The organism is Streptomyces sp. NRRL B-24572, from assembly GCF_002156145.1.
Taxonomy (GTDB): domain Bacteria; phylum Actinomycetota; class Actinomycetes; order Streptomycetales; family Streptomycetaceae; genus Streptomyces; species Streptomyces vietnamensis.
Map to the genome: position 1 here is coordinate 1 of NZ_MWIG01000475.1, position 13088 is coordinate 13088.

Consider the following 13088-nt stretch of genomic DNA (forward strand, 5'->3'; position numbering starts at 1 on the left):
GAGCCGGCTGCCGGGTGCCCGGGTCCCCTCGATGATCTGATCGCGCAGCACGCGCGTCACCCGCTCCGATTCGGGTCTGAACTCCTCAGCGCCTGTCATGCCGCCATTCTCCCATCGGGAGGCGGACGGCGGTCCACGGGACCCGGCCGTGGACGCGGGGTGCGGCGCCTCCACTGAATCTCCGTCAACAACCTTCGTCCGGTGCGTTGACGGGGTTATGACACGTGTCACAGCATGGGCGCTGCCCGGTACCTACCAGTCGGTAGGTGCGGTGGGTCTCTCGGCGTCGTCCTCAGCGTGGAGGTCTCTGTGTCCCGTGCCGTGCCCCGATCCCGCAAGGTCCTCGCGCTCGTGGCCGGTGCGGCCGCGCTCGCCGCGCCGCTCGCCCTCGCCGCACCCGCCGCCGGTGCGGAGGAGGCGGCCGCCCCGTACACCGTCACCCCGCTCCGGTTCACCGTCGAGGTGGGCGGCCGGAGTTGCGCCGTCGACGCCGACCTCTACCGGCCGGCCGGCACGGACGCCGCACACCCCGCGCCCGCCGTCCTCGCCACCAACGGCTTCGGCGGCAGCAAGAGCGACGGCTCCACCGCCGCCATCGGCAAGGCCTTCGCCGAGCGCGGCTACGTCGGCCTCGTCTACTCGGGCCTCGGCTTCGGGAAGTCCGGCTGTCTGATCTCCCTCGACGACCCCGAGGCCGACGGACGCGCCGCCGCCCGGCTCGTCGACTTCCTCGCCGGGAGCCTCGCCGCCGACGACGGCACCCGCGCCGACTTCGTCACCCGGGACGGTACGGGAGACCCGCGCGTCGGCATGATCGGCGGCTCCTACGGCGGCGCCGTCCAACTCGCGGCCGCCTCCGTCGATCCCCGTATCGACGCCCTCGTCCCCCTCATCACCTGGAACGACCTCGCGTACTCCCTCGCCCCCAACGCCGCCGACCGGAACACCCCCGGCGTCTTCAAGTGGCAGTGGGCCAACGGCTTCTACCTCATAGGCGAGGGCCAGCCCCTGCTCGCCCCCTCGCTCGATCCCAGCCGGATCAACTCCCTCGGCTGTCTGCACTTCGTCACCGACGCCTGCGACACGATCAGGCTCCTGAACTCCGGCCGCTACCCGGCCGCCGCGACCGAGAAGATGCTCGCCTACGCCCGCAGCGTCTCCCCGGTCTCCTACCTCGACCGGATCACCGCCCCCACCCTGATCGTGCAGGGCCAGTCCGACAGCCTGTTCAACCTCAACGAGGCCCGCGCCACCTACGACCGGCTGCGCGAGCGCGGCGTCGACACCCGGATGATCTGGCAGTCCTGGGGCCACAGCGGGGGACAGAAGCCGGGCGAACTCGACCTCGGCGACCCCGAGGGGAGCTATGTCGGGCAGCGCGTCCTCGCCTGGTTCGACCGCCACCTCCGGAAGAACACGGCCGCGGACACCGGCCCCGCCTTCGCCTGGTACCGCGAGGGGCAGAGCGGCTACGGCACCGCCGACCGGGTCCCGGCGCTCAGTCAGCAGCTGTACCTCTCCGGTGACGGCAAGCTCGTCGACAACCGCACGAAGGTCGCCCGCGGCTCCCGCCAGTACGCCAACTGGCTGGTCCCGACGAGCCATTCGGAGTCCTCGCTCGCCGGCATGATCGGGCTCCCCGACCCCCGGCCGTACGACACCCCCGGCACCTACCTCGGCTGGACCAGCGCCCCGCTCACCGAGCCCGTCGACCTCGTCGGCGCGCCGAGGGCGACCCTCCGGGTCGTCTCCCCGGCGACCGAACGCGTCCAGGACTCGGGCGACGCCGCCGACAAGCTCGTCCTCTTCGCGAAGCTGTACGACGTCGCGCCCGACGGGACGAAGACCCTGGTCAACCGGCTGGTCGCGCCCGTGCGCGTACCGGACGTCACCCGCCCCTTCACCGTCGAGCTGCCGGGCATCGTCCACCGCTACGAGACCGGCCACCGGCTGGAGTTCGTCGTCGCCGCGAGCGACACCGCGTACTCCGGCAACCGCGGCATCAAGCCGGTGACCGTCGTCAGCGACCCCGAGTCCACGGGGACGCTGTCCCTCCCCCTCGTCCAGGGGAGGGTGGGCTGACCTACAGCGCCGCGTAGCCCGGCCGTACGACCTCGTCGACGATCCGCTGCCGCTCCGGCAGCGGCAGGAACGCGGCCTCCAGGGCGGCGACCGTGAACTCCTCGAAGACCTCGGGGCCGTATCCGAAGGCGTCCACCATGTGCTGGAACTCCTCGCTCATGGTGGTGCCGGAGACCAGCCGGTTGTCCGTGTTGAGCGTGATCCGGAAGCCCAGGCGGCGCAGCTCGTCGATCGGGTGCGAGGCGTAGTCCTTCGCGGCGCCCGTCTGGAGGTTGGACGTCGGGCAGACCTCCAGGGCGATGCGGTTGTCCCGGACGTACGAGGCGAGCCGGCCCAGCGTGCCGTCCTCGGCGATGTCGTCCGTGATCCGCACGCCGTGGCCGATCCGCTCGGTGCCGCAGACCTGCACGGCCTCGTGGATCGACTCCGCGCCGACGGCCTCGCCGGCGTGGATCGTGTAGTGGCAGTTCTCCCGCTTCAGGTGCTGGAAGGCGGCGAGGTGGCGGGCCGGCGGGTTGCCGATCTCGCCGCCCGCTATGTCGAAGCCCGCCACGCCGTTGTCCCGGTGCGCGACCGTGAGCTCCGCGATCTCCAGGGAACGGTCGGTGTGGCGCATGCCGGTGAGCAGGGTGCGGACGGTGATCCGGCCGCCGGTGCGGCGCTCGCCCTCGCGGAAGCCGTCGTTGACCGCCACGACGACCTCGTCGAGGGTCAGCCCGCCCTCCAGGTGCTGCTCGGGGGCGTAGCGGATCTCGGCGTAGACGACGCCGTCCGCCGCCAGGTCCTCGGCGCACTCGGCCGCGATGCGCACGAGCGCCTCGCGGGTCTGCATGACCGCGCAGGTGTGCGCGAAGGTCTCCAGGTAGCGCTCGAGGGAGCCGGAGTCGGCGGCGTCCCGGAACCAGACCGCCAGCTCGGCCGGGTCCTCGGTCGGCAGCCCGGTGTAGCCGCACTCCCGCGCCAGCTCGACGATGGTCGCGGGGCGCAGCCCGCCGTCGAGGTGGTCGTGGAGGACGGCCTTGGGGGCCCGGCGGATCCACTCGGAGACGGTGGAGGCGGCAGGCGTGGCAGGGTTGTCAGACAAGTGCATGGCGGGGAAGTGTACGCGACGGCCGGGCCGGGTGCTGTGACGGCTCTGACAGGGGGCTGTGCGGGGCCTCGGTCTACGGCTCGCTTCTACGGGCCGGGCCGGACCGGGTCGGGCCCGAGCGGGCGCGGATCGGGTCGGGCCTGAGCGGGCCCGGGTCGGGTCGGGCCCGAGCGGGCGCGGGTCGGGTCGGGCCCGGGCCGGGCCGGTCCGGGCCGGGCCGGGCCCGCACCGCTCGTCGGCCCGCGCTCAGTGCGACTGCAGCACCGGCAGTGCGGGCGTCCCCGTCGGCAGCATGTGCTTCGCGGCCAGGACCGGGGTCTCGCCGACCCTCACCACCTGCGTGATCAGGACGGCGGGCGTGTCCGCGGGGCGGCCCAACTGCTCCCCGCGCCGCCGCCCGAGCAGCGTCGCCGTGATGCCGCTGTGCGCGGTCAGGGCCGTCTCCCGCGAGGCCGCGACGAGCACCGCGAGCATCGAGACGGCGCCACCGGAGCCCGCTTCCGCCTCCCGCAGGGCCCGCGCGAACTCCGGGTGCACCCGGTCGAGCAGCTCGTCGGGTGCCGCCCACTCGTGGCTCAGTGCCGCCGCCGCACCCTCCCCGGTCAGTACGGACTCCCAGAACCGCAGCTCGGAACGGGCGGGCGCGAGCAGGTGCTGGGTGGTGAAGTCGGTCGGCTCCTCGACGGTCCTGAGCAGTGCCCGCACCCGCAGCGGGGTGCCCGAGCCGATCAGCTCCTCCAGCGGCTGGACGTGCTCGAAGCCCCGCCGGGGCGGACGGTCGTTGACCGTGCGGCCCACCCCGCGCCGCACCGTGAGGACCCCGTCCTCCTGGAGCAGCAGCAGCGCCTCGCGCAGGGCCGGCCGACTGACGCCCAGCTCGGCGGCGAGCTTCGGCTCGGACGGGAGCGTGGAGCCCGGCGGATAGGTGCCGTCATGGACGGCGTCCGCGATCCGCTCGTAGAGCGCCACGACCGGTCGCCGCCGCTGTCCGCTGACCGCCACGGCCCCTCCTCGTCTCGTCCCCGGCTCGTTCCCGGCCCGGTCTCCGCCGTCTCTCCACACACGGTAGTCGGCTCACGTTGTCTGACAAGTCACCCGTACGGCCCACCTCGCCGTCACGGCGAGGCCCCGCCCGTCCCATTCTGGTCCCACGGCTGTGGCCGGGTACGACCGACGGCACGACGGAGGAGAGGGGCCGGGCATGAGTCCGAAGCAGGCGCCACGGACATCGGGCGGGGGCACGTCCCGGTTCGCCGGAGCCTTCACCCCGGGCCGGATCGCGATGATCGCGGTCGCGGTCCTCACCCTGGTCTTCATCTTCGAGAACACCCGTGAGGTCAAGATCCGCCTGCTGATCCCCGAAGTCACCATGCAGCTCTACGTGGCCCTGCTCACGACCGCCGTCCTCGGCGCAGCCTGCGGCTACTACTTCGCCGCCCGGAGGCGGAAGTGAGGCGGGCCACCGTCGTCGGCGTCGGCGCGGTCCTCGCGCTCGCGGCCGTCGCCGCCTCCTCGGTGGAGGAGGCCGCCGCGCCCGACGAGGCCGGGACACGGCCGATGCCGGACTTCCTCGACCGGGGCCTGTGGCGGGTCTTCACCCACCTGGACCGCCGGACCCGGCTCGACGTCCACGACGTGAGCGGCCGCGACCGGCGGGTGCTGTGGCCGCCGCGCTGGCAGGTCTGCACCCAGTACCCGGCGGCGGGCACGGCCCTCGACCGGCGCACCACCGCCATGATCGGAGTCGTACGGAAGGGAGAGACCTGCCCGCCCCGCGTACGGGACGCCCGCCGCTGAGCGCCGCCGCGCCGGTGCGGAGCCGAGCCGGACCGCGTCCGTACGCGTCTGTGCCGTGTCCGTGCGGGCTTGTGCCGTGTCCGTGTGGGCCTGTGCCCGGCCCGTACGTGCCTCCCGCACCGCACAGCCCCTAGCCTGACCCCATGCCCGACGATCACGGTCCGTACCTCGCCGCCGGCCCCCGCGTGGGCCTGCGTCCCTTCTCCCCGGCCGACGCCGAGGAGTTCACCGCCCGCGCCCGCGAGAGCCGGGAGCTCCACCGTCCCTGGCTCTTCCCGCCGTGCACGACCGGGGCGTACGCCGCCTACGCGGGCGCCCTCGTCGAGGACCCGGCGCGCGCCGGCTTCCTGGTGTGCGAGCACGCGGACGGCGACCGGATCGCCGGCTTCGTCAACATCAACAACATCGTCCGCGGCGCCTTCCGCAGCGGCGCCCTCGGCTACGGCGCCTTCGCGCACGCCGCCGGACGCGGACTGCTGACCGAGGCCCTCGGCCTGGTCCTGGAACACGCCTTCGGGCCCCTGGAGCTGCACCGCCTGGAGGCGAACATCCAGCCCGGCAACACCGCCTCCCGCGCCCTCGTCCGCCGCGCCGGCTTCCGCCTGGAGGGCTTCTCACCCGCGATGCTGCACATCGACGGCGCCTGGCGGGACCACGAGCGCTGGGCCATCACGGCATCCGACTGACGGGCTCGTCAGGACCCGTCGCGAAAGCGGCTCGTGGTGCGATTCCGCCGGTACAGGCCGGGGGGAGTCCCGTGTGTGCGTTTGAACGCGTGGGCGAAGGCGAACTCGGACGTGTAGCCCACCTGGGCGGCGATCGATCTCAACGGTGCGTCCGATGTCCGGAGCAGGCGCGCTGCCGTGGTCATCCGCCACCAGGTCAGGTGGCCGAGGGGCGGTTGGCCGATCATCAGGGCGAAGCGTCTGGCGAAGGGGGCCCGGGAGAGTCCGGCTTCCGCGGCGAGCGTCGCCACGGTCCAGGGCTCCGCCGGGTCCCGGTGGATGGCGTGGAGGGCGGCGGTGACCGGCGGATCGTTCAGTGCGGCGGCCCTTCCCGTGGCCGGCCTGACGGCCTGGCAGACCGTGTTCGAACACGGAAAGGTGGCCGCCGGTCAGCGGGTGCTGGTCAACGGTGCGGGTGGCGGCGTCGGAGGCTTCGTGACGCAGCTCGCCACGTACGCGGGGGCGGACCAAGCGATCGACCACACCGCCGGGCCGGTGGGCGCGGCGCTCGACGGTCCGGTGGACATCCTGCTCAAACTGGTCCCGCCGAGCCCGACGTACGCCGCGGCTCCGGCGCCTCTGGTACGGCCGGGCGGGAGGATCGTCTCGATCGCGACCCCGATCGAACCGGCCGCCGATTCCGGAGTGAGCGCGATGCACATGGTCGCCCGCAACGATGTCGCCCATTCTCGCGGCGTTCGTGGAACTCGTCGACGCCGGCGCGGTCGGCATCGACATCAGCGAGTCGCGTCCTCTGGCCGACCTCGCCGAGGTCCATCGCCTGAGCGAGGCCGGCCGGATCCGTGGCAAGGTCCTCGTCGTTCCCCGAGTCCCCGGCGGCCGGACCCCGATGCCGGGCTCCGCGCCCCGGGCGCGTTCCGGTGCGCCCGGCCCGGTCACCTCGACCCGTACGCCGGACAGGCCCTAGGGGGCCGTTTCGGCGTCGCGGAGGGCTCGGGTGGTGACCCGGGAGGCGAGGGGAATCGCGGCGAGGGCGAGTCCGAGGGCTGCGGCGACGAAGGCGGCGCGTACTCCCAGGATCCGTCCGAGCAGGCCGCCGGTGAGGGCCCCGAAGGGGACGACGCCCAGGACGATCAGGCGGTAGGCGGCGGTGACGCGGCCGAGGAGTTCGTCGGGGACCGCCGCCTGGCGCAGGGTGCTGACGACGATCTGGTTCAGCGAGGCGGCGAGGGCGGCGCCGAACATGGCGGCCAGGGCGAGGGGCGTGCTGTGGCCCAGGCCGAGGACGGCGTAGCCGGCGGCCGGGACGAGGGCGGCGAGCCAGGTGGTGGGACCGCCGCCGATGCGGGGCACGACGTGTGCGGCGAGCAGTGAGCCGGCGATCGCTCCGGCGGCGGGAACGGCGACGAACAGGCCGTAACCCGACAGGGGAACGCGGTACGGGCCGGTGATCAGCAGGACGAGGAGTCCGCCGGTGGCCGCGCCGAAGAAGTTGATCGCGGCCGAGATGAACGCGACCCGGCGCAGCAGGCCGTGGCGCCAGAAGTGGGCCCAACCGGAGCGGATGTCCTGGGCGATGCCGGTCCGGGGCGCGCCGCGGTGCCCGTGGTCCTCGCCGGTGGGGAGCAGCGGGGGCAGCAGCAGGGCCGCCAGGCCGGCGAGGGCGAACGCGGCGGCGCCGGTGAAGAAGGCCGCCGATGCCGCCAGCGCGAACAACGCCGCGCCGGCGGGCGGACCGACGAAGGTGTTGATGACGGACTGCGTGGCGAACAGCCTGCCGTTGGCACGCTCCAGCTCCTCCCGGGGCAGGAGGCGGGGCGGGACCGTCAGGGCGGCGTTGTCGACCATCGTCTCGGCGCAGCCGGCTGTGAACACCGCGGCGTAGAGGAGGGCGATGTGGTGCCCTCCACCGGCCAGGGCGAGGGCGAGCAGCGCGAACCCGGCCGCGCGCAGCCCGTTGCCGACGACGAGTATCCGGCGCCTGTCCATGCGGTCGGCCAGCGCGCCGGCGGGGAGGGTCACGACCAGCCAGGGCAGGAACTGCACCACCGTCATGCCCGCCACCACGAGCGGGTCACGGGTCAGTGTGGCGACGAGCAGGGGGGCGGCGGCCTGCAGCAGCCCGTCGGCGAGGTTCGAGGACGCCTGGGACGCCCACAGCGCGGTGAACGGTCTGCGGAGGGCAGTGGGCACGGTCGGTCTCCTGGCGGCGATCTCACGGGTGATGGGACGATTGGGCATGATGCCAAGAGGATCACCTCACGTGCAATAATCTCTTTGCCTGTGAGGTCTTTCCGGCGGGCAGCAGAGCTTCGGGCCGCGGAGCTTCGGGCCGCGAGGGGACGAGAGGAGTCGAGGGTGAGGTTCGGCCACATCGCGGGTGACCGCATGCTCGACCTGGTGAACACCGTGGCCTGGCGGCTCGGCGGGCCCGAACGCAGGGAGGGACTGAACACCTTCGCCGACGTCCTCGACTGGTGCACCGAAACCGGCCTGATCAGCACGGACGAGGCCGCGTCCCTGCGCGACCTCGCCGGCCGCGACGAAGCCCGGGCCGAGCGGGAAAGGGAACAGGTCGTCGAAGCGCGCGAGAGGGCCTACGCGGTCCTCTTCGAGGGCGACGCCGAAGCCGCCGCGGACCTCGCGGACATGTACCGGGCGGCGATCGCCGCGGCCGACCTGGTCCCCACGGGCGACCGCTGGCAGTGGGAGGACAGGGAGACCGACCTCCGCCTGCCCCGCCACCGCATCGTCCGCGGACTCGTCGCCCTCACCCAGCGCGACGGCCTCGACCGCCTCCACCGATGCGAGGACGCCAAGTGCGGCTGGGTCTACCTCGACACGTCACCGCGGCGGAACCGCCGCTGGTGCAGCACGAAGGACTGCGGCGACCGCAACCGAGCCCGCACCTACTACGCCCGGCAGAAGGCGAAGGGCCGACAGCCCTGAAGCACGCGGTCGAGTACGGGACCGACGTCCGCCGCCGGGCGACCGTGCTGCTCGCAGCCGTCGACGAACGGCTGCGAGCAGCACTTCCACGGCAGATCCCAGGACCTGTCCGGTCCCGATCCGCCGGACGGGTCCTAGCGCTTCCGGTTGATCTTCATCGTGTCGAGGTCCGTCACCGTCGAGCGCAGCGCCTTGTACCCGTGCCCCAGCTTCCCGAGCGCCGTCTCCACCCGGTCCTCCGCGATCGCGCCCGCCATCTCGTCGCCGTCCTCGGCGTCCGAGACGACGACCAGGCGGTACGAGAAGGCCTTCAGCGTCCGGTCGTAGGCCAGCGAGCCCTCCTCCGTGAACTGCATCGCCGCCATCCCGTGGTCGTCCACCTCGGCGAGCAGCCGGGCCCGGCTCTCCTCCGACAGACCGTCGAACGTGCCGCGCACGATGACCCGGTAGGTGTGCTGCGTGCCCATCCTCGTACTCCCTGCACCCATGGTTCCCCGGCCGCCGAGGCGGCGAGCCGACCCTCCACACTACGGCGGCGTTTATCGTCACCGCCGGGAATATCCGGGCGGCCCCGCCCCCGGCCCCTTTGCCGGAGCCTGACCGAAGCCTGACGCGGAGAACCGTGGAGAGCCCCTGGTCAGGACCGGCTCCGGCGTGTTCCATGGATCGATGACGACCGTACGACGTGCCGTACTGACGCTGCCCGCGGCCCCGTTGGGCCCGGACAACCCCCTCCCAGCACTGCGGGCCCCCGCCGGCGCCGGGGCCCACGCGGTCGACGCGCGGACCCTCGCGGAGCTCCCGCGCGACATGGCCCGGGGCATCGGACGGGCGCCCCTGCGCAGCCTGCTCCCCACCCCCGTCCGCGACGGCTACGGCCGCGAGCGCACCCCCGCGGACCTCGACGCGATCGTGATCGAGAACGACCGGCTCCGGGCGACCGTGCTGCCCGGCCTCGGCGGCCGCGTCCACTCCCTCCACCACAAGCCCACCGGACGCGAACTCCTCTACCGCAACCCCGTCCTCCAGCCCGCCGCCTTCGCCCTCAACGGCGCCTGGTTCTCCGGCGGCATCGAGTGGAACATCGGGGCCACCGGCCACACCACCCTCTCCTGCTCGCCCCTCCACGCGGCGACCGTCCGCGCCCCCGACGGCGGCCCGATGCTCCGCCTGTGGGAGTGGGAACGTCTGCGCGACCTGCCCTTCCAGGTCGACCTGTGGCTCCCGGAGGCCTCCGACTTCCTGTACGTCGGCGTCCGCATCCGCAACCCCCACGAGCGGACCGCCCCCGCCTACTGGTGGTCCAACACCGCCGTCCCCGAGGAGCGCAGGGTCCTCGCACCCGCCGACGCGGCCTGGCACCACGGCTACGAACGCGTCCTGAACCGCCTCCCGGTGCCCGTCACCGAGGACGGCACCGACCGCTCGTACCCGCTGAACGGTGTCCACGCCGCCGATTTCTTCTACGACCTGCCCGAGGAGCAGCGTCGCTGGATCGCCGCCCTCGACGCGGACGGCCACGGGCTCGTCCAGACCTCCACCGACCCGCTGCGCGGCCGCAAGCTCTTCCTGTGGGGCACCGGGCGCGGCGGCCGGCGCTGGCAGGAGTGGCTGACCGAACCCGGCACCCCGGGCTACGCCGAGATACAGGCCGGACTCGCCCGCACCCAGCTGGAACACCTGGAGCTCCCGGGCGAAGCGGAGTTCAGCTGGCTGGAGGCGTACGGACCGCTCGCCGCCGACCCCGCCAGGGCGCTCGGCGACGACTGGGCCGCCGCCCGCGCGGACGTCGAACACCGTCTGGAGGCGGCGCTGCCCCGTACCGCCGTCGACGAGGCGTACACCGCCTGGCGGGAGGGCGCCGCGGACGCCGAACCGGAGACCGTCCTCGCGGCCGGTTCCGGCTGGGGAGCCCTCGAAGTCCTGCGCACGGGATACGCGTTGCCGGGCACGCCCTTCCCCGAGTCGACGCTCGGCCCCGAGCAGGAGCCCTGGCGGGAGCTCCTGCGCACCGGCGTCCTGCCGCCCCCGGCGAAGGGCGCGGCCCCCGGCGCGCCGCTGGTCGCCGCCCCTTGGCGGGACATGCTGGAGACCGCCCCGGCCGACCCGTCCACCGAGTACCACCTCGGCATCGCCCAGTGGCACGCCGGAGACCGCGCCCAGGCGGTACGGAGCTGGGAGCGCGGACTGCGCCGGGCCGAGGTGCGCTGGCCCCTGCTGTACTGCCTGGCCGTCGCCGACCGGGAGGACGGCCACCCGGCGCGGGCCGCCGAGCGGTTCGCGGAGGCCTTCACCGACCACGAGGCCCACGACGCGGGCGAACCCGTGGCCGCCGCCCTCGGGCGCGAGGGCGTGGCGGCGCTCCTCGCCACGGGCCGGCCCGGCCCGGCCCGGGAACTGTGGGCGCGGCTGCCGGACGCGGTCCGGGACAGGGGCGCCTTCCGCTTCCTGGAGATCAGGATCCTGCTCGCCGAGGGCCGGCCGGCCGAGGCCCGCGCCGTCTTCGACGCGGGCTTCGAGGTCGCGGACCTGCGCGAGGGCGCGGAGATCCTCGGCGAGGTCTGGGCGGAACTCACCGACGAACCCCTGCCGGACGCCTACGAGTTCAGGATGCGCCCGAGCTGAGCCGAGCAGTGCGCCCGCCCGTGGCTTCGGGCGGGCGCCACGGCCGTACGGCTCAGGACACCCTGCACAGGATCTCGCCGTGCGGGACCATGAACCAGGCGTCCTCCTGCTTGCCCCACTCCCGCCAGGCCTCCGCGATCGACGCCAGTTCGGCGGCGGTCGCGTGCCCGCCGTCGACGGCCAGTTCGGCGTAGACGGAGGCGGTCGTACGGTCCGCCCACAGGCCGCTCCACCAGTCCCGTTCCTCCTGGGTGGCGAAACACCAGGTGCCGGCCGTCGTCGCGATCTCGGTGAAGCCGGCCTGCCGGGCCCAGGAGAACAGCCGCCGACCGGCGTCCGGTTCGCCGCCGTTGGCGCGGGCGACCCGGTGGTACAGGTCCTGCCACGCGTCCAGGCCGGGCCGCTCGGGGAACCAGGTGAAGGCCCCGTAGTCGCTGTCGCGGGCCGCGACGACCCCGCCGGGCCGGCACACGCGCCGCATCTCGCGCAGCGCCTGGACCGGGTCGCCGACGTGCTGCAGCACCTGATGGGCGTGGACGACGTCGAAGGAGTCGTCGGGGAAGTCCAGGGCGTGGACGTCGGCGACCGCGAACTCGACGTTCTCCAGGCCGCGTTCGGCGGCCACCGCGCGGGCCTTCTCCAGTACGTCATCGGCCGCGTCGACCGCCGTCACCCGGCCCGGCGCGACCAGCGCGGCCAGGTCGGCGGTGATCGTGCCGGGCCCGCAGCCCACGTCCAGGACGTCCAGGCCCGGGTGCAGTTCGGGCAGCAGATAGGCGGCGGAGTTGGCGGCGGTCCGCCAGGCGTGCGAGCGCAGGACCGACTCGTGGTGGCCGTGCGTGTAGACGGCGGTCTCATGGGCCGCGGGCTGCGCGGAGGCGTGCGTCATGGAAGCGACTCCCTCGGTGTGGGTGCGTGCCTCCACCGTACGCATCGCCGCCGAATAATGAGACCCGTGTCTTGGGATGTGGACAGTCGGTCAGGTCAACAGCTCGCGCCGGTAACGGAGTTCCTCCAGGACCCGGCCGCCCGTCTCCTCCCGCACCGCCGTCCCGTCCGGCCGCCAGCCCCCCGCCTCGTAGAACCTCCGCCCGCGCGTGTTGCCCGCGAACACCCACAGCGCCGCCGCCCGGAACCCGGCCGCGCCCATCGCCTCCGCGGACGCCTCCGTGAGTGCCCGCCCGACGCCCGTGCCCCAGACCTCCGGCAGGGCGTACAGCGCGGCGAGCTCCGCCGTGCTCCCGGGCGCGAACTCCCCGTTGTCCGGCCAGGGGCGGAAACAGGAGAACGCGACCGGTCGTCCGTCGTCCCCCGTCGCCACGAGCACCGTGGGCCGGTCCGGGGCCGTCAGGCGGGCGCGCCAGGCGCCGGCGCGCTCCTCGATGTCCAGGGCGTCGAGGTACGGGCCGGGGAGCAGGTCGCGGTAGGCGGCCCGCCAGGACAGGACGTGCACGGCGGCGAGGGCCGCCGCGTCCTCGGGAAGGGCTTCACGTATCGGCATGCGGCATTCTGACGCGGGGATCGTCCGGACCGCCCGCGAAACCGGGAGGCGCGCGCCGCCCCGCCGCGACTTGCCCCGCGTCACCCGGACGGTCCTGATCGAGTGCGCCGCGCCCTGCCGGGCGGTGCCCACCCCCGTTGCCTGAAGGGGCGGAAACCTTCGAAACTTCGTATAAAGGGCACGGGGGTGCCTGCCCGGCGCCCCCGTGCGTTCAGGAGGTACGGGACATGCGGCAGACGGCTCCGGAAGGCCGCGGCCCGGTGCGCTACGGACCCCCCGCACCCGACGCCGGCCTCGGCACCGGCCTCCCCGTCCTGCCCGGACTCGCCGGGATCCTCGCCGCGGCCTTCCGGAGCCG

Annotated in this window: 13 protein-coding genes and 1 pseudogene; 7 read left to right on the plus strand and 7 right to left on the minus strand. The window is 73.9% G+C overall.

The window, feature by feature from the left end; translation table 11 throughout:
• Positions 1 to 297 precede the first annotated feature (297 nt).
• Complete coding sequence (locus tag CCN56_RS27050) at positions 298 to 2082, plus strand: CocE/NonD family hydrolase (protein WP_086830578.1); 1785 nt, start codon at positions 298 to 300, stop codon at positions 2080 to 2082.
• Between the two features lies 1 nt (position 2083).
• Here CCN56_RS27050 and CCN56_RS27055 read toward each other — a convergent pair whose 3' ends face one another.
• Together CCN56_RS27055 and CCN56_RS27060 are read right to left on the minus strand one after the other, a co-directional pair.
• Positions 2084 to 3172, minus strand: coding sequence for an adenosine deaminase (locus CCN56_RS27055; protein ID WP_086830579.1), 1089 nt, complete (start codon positions 3170 to 3172; stop codon positions 2084 to 2086).
• Positions 3173 to 3418: 246 nt separating this feature from the next.
• On the minus strand, positions 3419 to 4174 hold the full coding sequence (locus CCN56_RS27060; RefSeq protein WP_086830580.1) for a GntR family transcriptional regulator: 756 nt from the start codon (positions 4172 to 4174) through the stop codon (positions 3419 to 3421).
• Between the two features lie 199 nt (positions 4175 to 4373).
• Between CCN56_RS27060 and CCN56_RS27065 the strand changes: the two genes are divergently transcribed.
• The 3 genes from CCN56_RS27065 (at position 4374) to CCN56_RS27075 (ending at position 5655) form a co-directional block, all read left to right on the plus strand.
• The gene (locus tag CCN56_RS27065) at positions 4374 to 4625 is read left to right on the plus strand and encodes a DUF1049 domain-containing protein (RefSeq protein WP_086830581.1); all 252 of its coding nucleotides are present in this window, start codon (positions 4374 to 4376) and stop codon (positions 4623 to 4625) included.
• Positions 4622 to 4969: a hypothetical protein gene (locus CCN56_RS27070; RefSeq protein ID WP_086830582.1), complete on the plus strand. Its 348-nt coding sequence runs from the start codon at positions 4622 to 4624 to the stop codon at positions 4967 to 4969. Before CCN56_RS27065 ends, CCN56_RS27070 begins: the two co-directional genes overlap by 4 nt.
• A gap of 143 nt (positions 4970 to 5112) precedes the next feature.
• A complete protein-coding gene (locus CCN56_RS27075) occupies positions 5113 to 5655 on the plus strand; it encodes a GNAT family N-acetyltransferase (protein WP_086830583.1) in 543 nt (180 codons plus the stop codon).
• Positions 5656 to 5663: 8 nt separating this feature from the next.
• On the opposite strand, the pseudogene CCN56_RS27080 reads toward CCN56_RS27075, so the two are convergent.
• Positions 5664 to 6029, minus strand: a pseudogene (locus tag CCN56_RS27080) (helix-turn-helix domain-containing protein); the annotation flags it as partial.
• Between the two features lie 341 nt (positions 6030 to 6370).
• Between CCN56_RS27080 and CCN56_RS44950 the strand changes: the two are divergent.
• Positions 6371 to 6622, plus strand: coding sequence for a zinc-binding dehydrogenase (locus tag CCN56_RS44950; protein WP_256962170.1), 252 nt, complete (start codon positions 6371 to 6373; stop codon positions 6620 to 6622).
• Here CCN56_RS44950 and CCN56_RS27090 read toward each other — a convergent pair.
• Positions 6619 to 7848 carry an MFS transporter gene (locus CCN56_RS27090; protein ID WP_086830584.1) on the minus strand — a complete coding sequence of 410 codons (1230 nt, stop codon included), beginning with the start codon at positions 7846 to 7848 and terminating at the stop codon, positions 6619 to 6621. The genes CCN56_RS44950 and CCN56_RS27090 overlap by 4 nt on opposite strands.
• Positions 7849 to 8013: 165 nt before the next feature.
• Between CCN56_RS27090 and CCN56_RS27095 the strand changes: the two genes are divergently transcribed.
• Positions 8014 to 8604: a CGNR zinc finger domain-containing protein gene (locus CCN56_RS27095; RefSeq protein WP_218779451.1), complete on the plus strand. Its 591-nt coding sequence runs from the start codon at positions 8014 to 8016 to the stop codon at positions 8602 to 8604.
• Between the two features lie 134 nt (positions 8605 to 8738).
• Here CCN56_RS27095 and CCN56_RS27100 read toward each other — a convergent pair whose 3' ends face one another.
• The gene (locus CCN56_RS27100) at positions 8739 to 9071 is read right to left on the minus strand and encodes a DUF6204 family protein (RefSeq protein WP_086830585.1); all 333 of its coding nucleotides are present in this window, start codon (positions 9069 to 9071) and stop codon (positions 8739 to 8741) included.
• Between the two features lie 202 nt (positions 9072 to 9273).
• Here CCN56_RS27100 and CCN56_RS27105 point away from each other — a divergent pair, with 202 nt between their 5' ends.
• A complete protein-coding gene (locus tag CCN56_RS27105) occupies positions 9274 to 11229 on the plus strand; it encodes a DUF5107 domain-containing protein (protein WP_086830586.1) in 1956 nt (651 codons plus the stop codon).
• A gap of 52 nt (positions 11230 to 11281) precedes the next feature.
• Here the strand turns inward: CCN56_RS27105 and CCN56_RS27110 are convergent, their stop codons facing one another.
• Complete coding sequence (locus tag CCN56_RS27110; protein WP_086830587.1) at positions 11282 to 12118, minus strand: class I SAM-dependent methyltransferase; 837 nt, start codon at positions 12116 to 12118, stop codon at positions 11282 to 11284.
• A 90-nt stretch (positions 12119 to 12208) separates the two neighbouring features.
• Positions 12209 to 12730, minus strand: a complete 522-nt coding sequence (locus tag CCN56_RS27115; RefSeq protein ID WP_143664634.1) for a GNAT family N-acetyltransferase — start codon at positions 12728 to 12730, stop codon at positions 12209 to 12211.
• Between the last annotated feature and the right edge of the window lie 358 nt (positions 12731 to 13088).

Excerpts from the sequence above, each read along its gene's own strand:
- CCN56_RS27055 (WP_086830579.1), bottom strand. The coding sequence starts at position 3,172 with ATGCACTTGTCTGACAACCCTGCCACGCCTGCCGCCTCCACCGTCTCC.
- CCN56_RS27065 (WP_086830581.1), top strand. The coding sequence starts at position 4,374 with ATGAGTCCGAAGCAGGCGCCACGGACATCGGGCGGGGGCACGTCCCGG.
- CCN56_RS27075 (WP_086830583.1), top strand. The coding sequence starts at position 5,113 with ATGCCCGACGATCACGGTCCGTACCTCGCCGCCGGCCCCCGCGTGGGC.
- CCN56_RS44950 (WP_256962170.1), top strand. The coding sequence starts at position 6,371 with ATGTCGCCCATTCTCGCGGCGTTCGTGGAACTCGTCGACGCCGGCGCG.
- CCN56_RS27100 (WP_086830585.1), bottom strand. The coding sequence starts at position 9,071 with ATGGGCACGCAGCACACCTACCGGGTCATCGTGCGCGGCACGTTCGAC.
- CCN56_RS27105 (WP_086830586.1), top strand. The coding sequence starts at position 9,274 with ATGACGACCGTACGACGTGCCGTACTGACGCTGCCCGCGGCCCCGTTG.
- CCN56_RS27110 (WP_086830587.1), bottom strand. The coding sequence starts at position 12,118 with ATGACGCACGCCTCCGCGCAGCCCGCGGCCCATGAGACCGCCGTCTAC.
- CCN56_RS27115 (WP_143664634.1), bottom strand. The coding sequence starts at position 12,730 with ATGCCGATACGTGAAGCCCTTCCCGAGGACGCGGCGGCCCTCGCCGCC.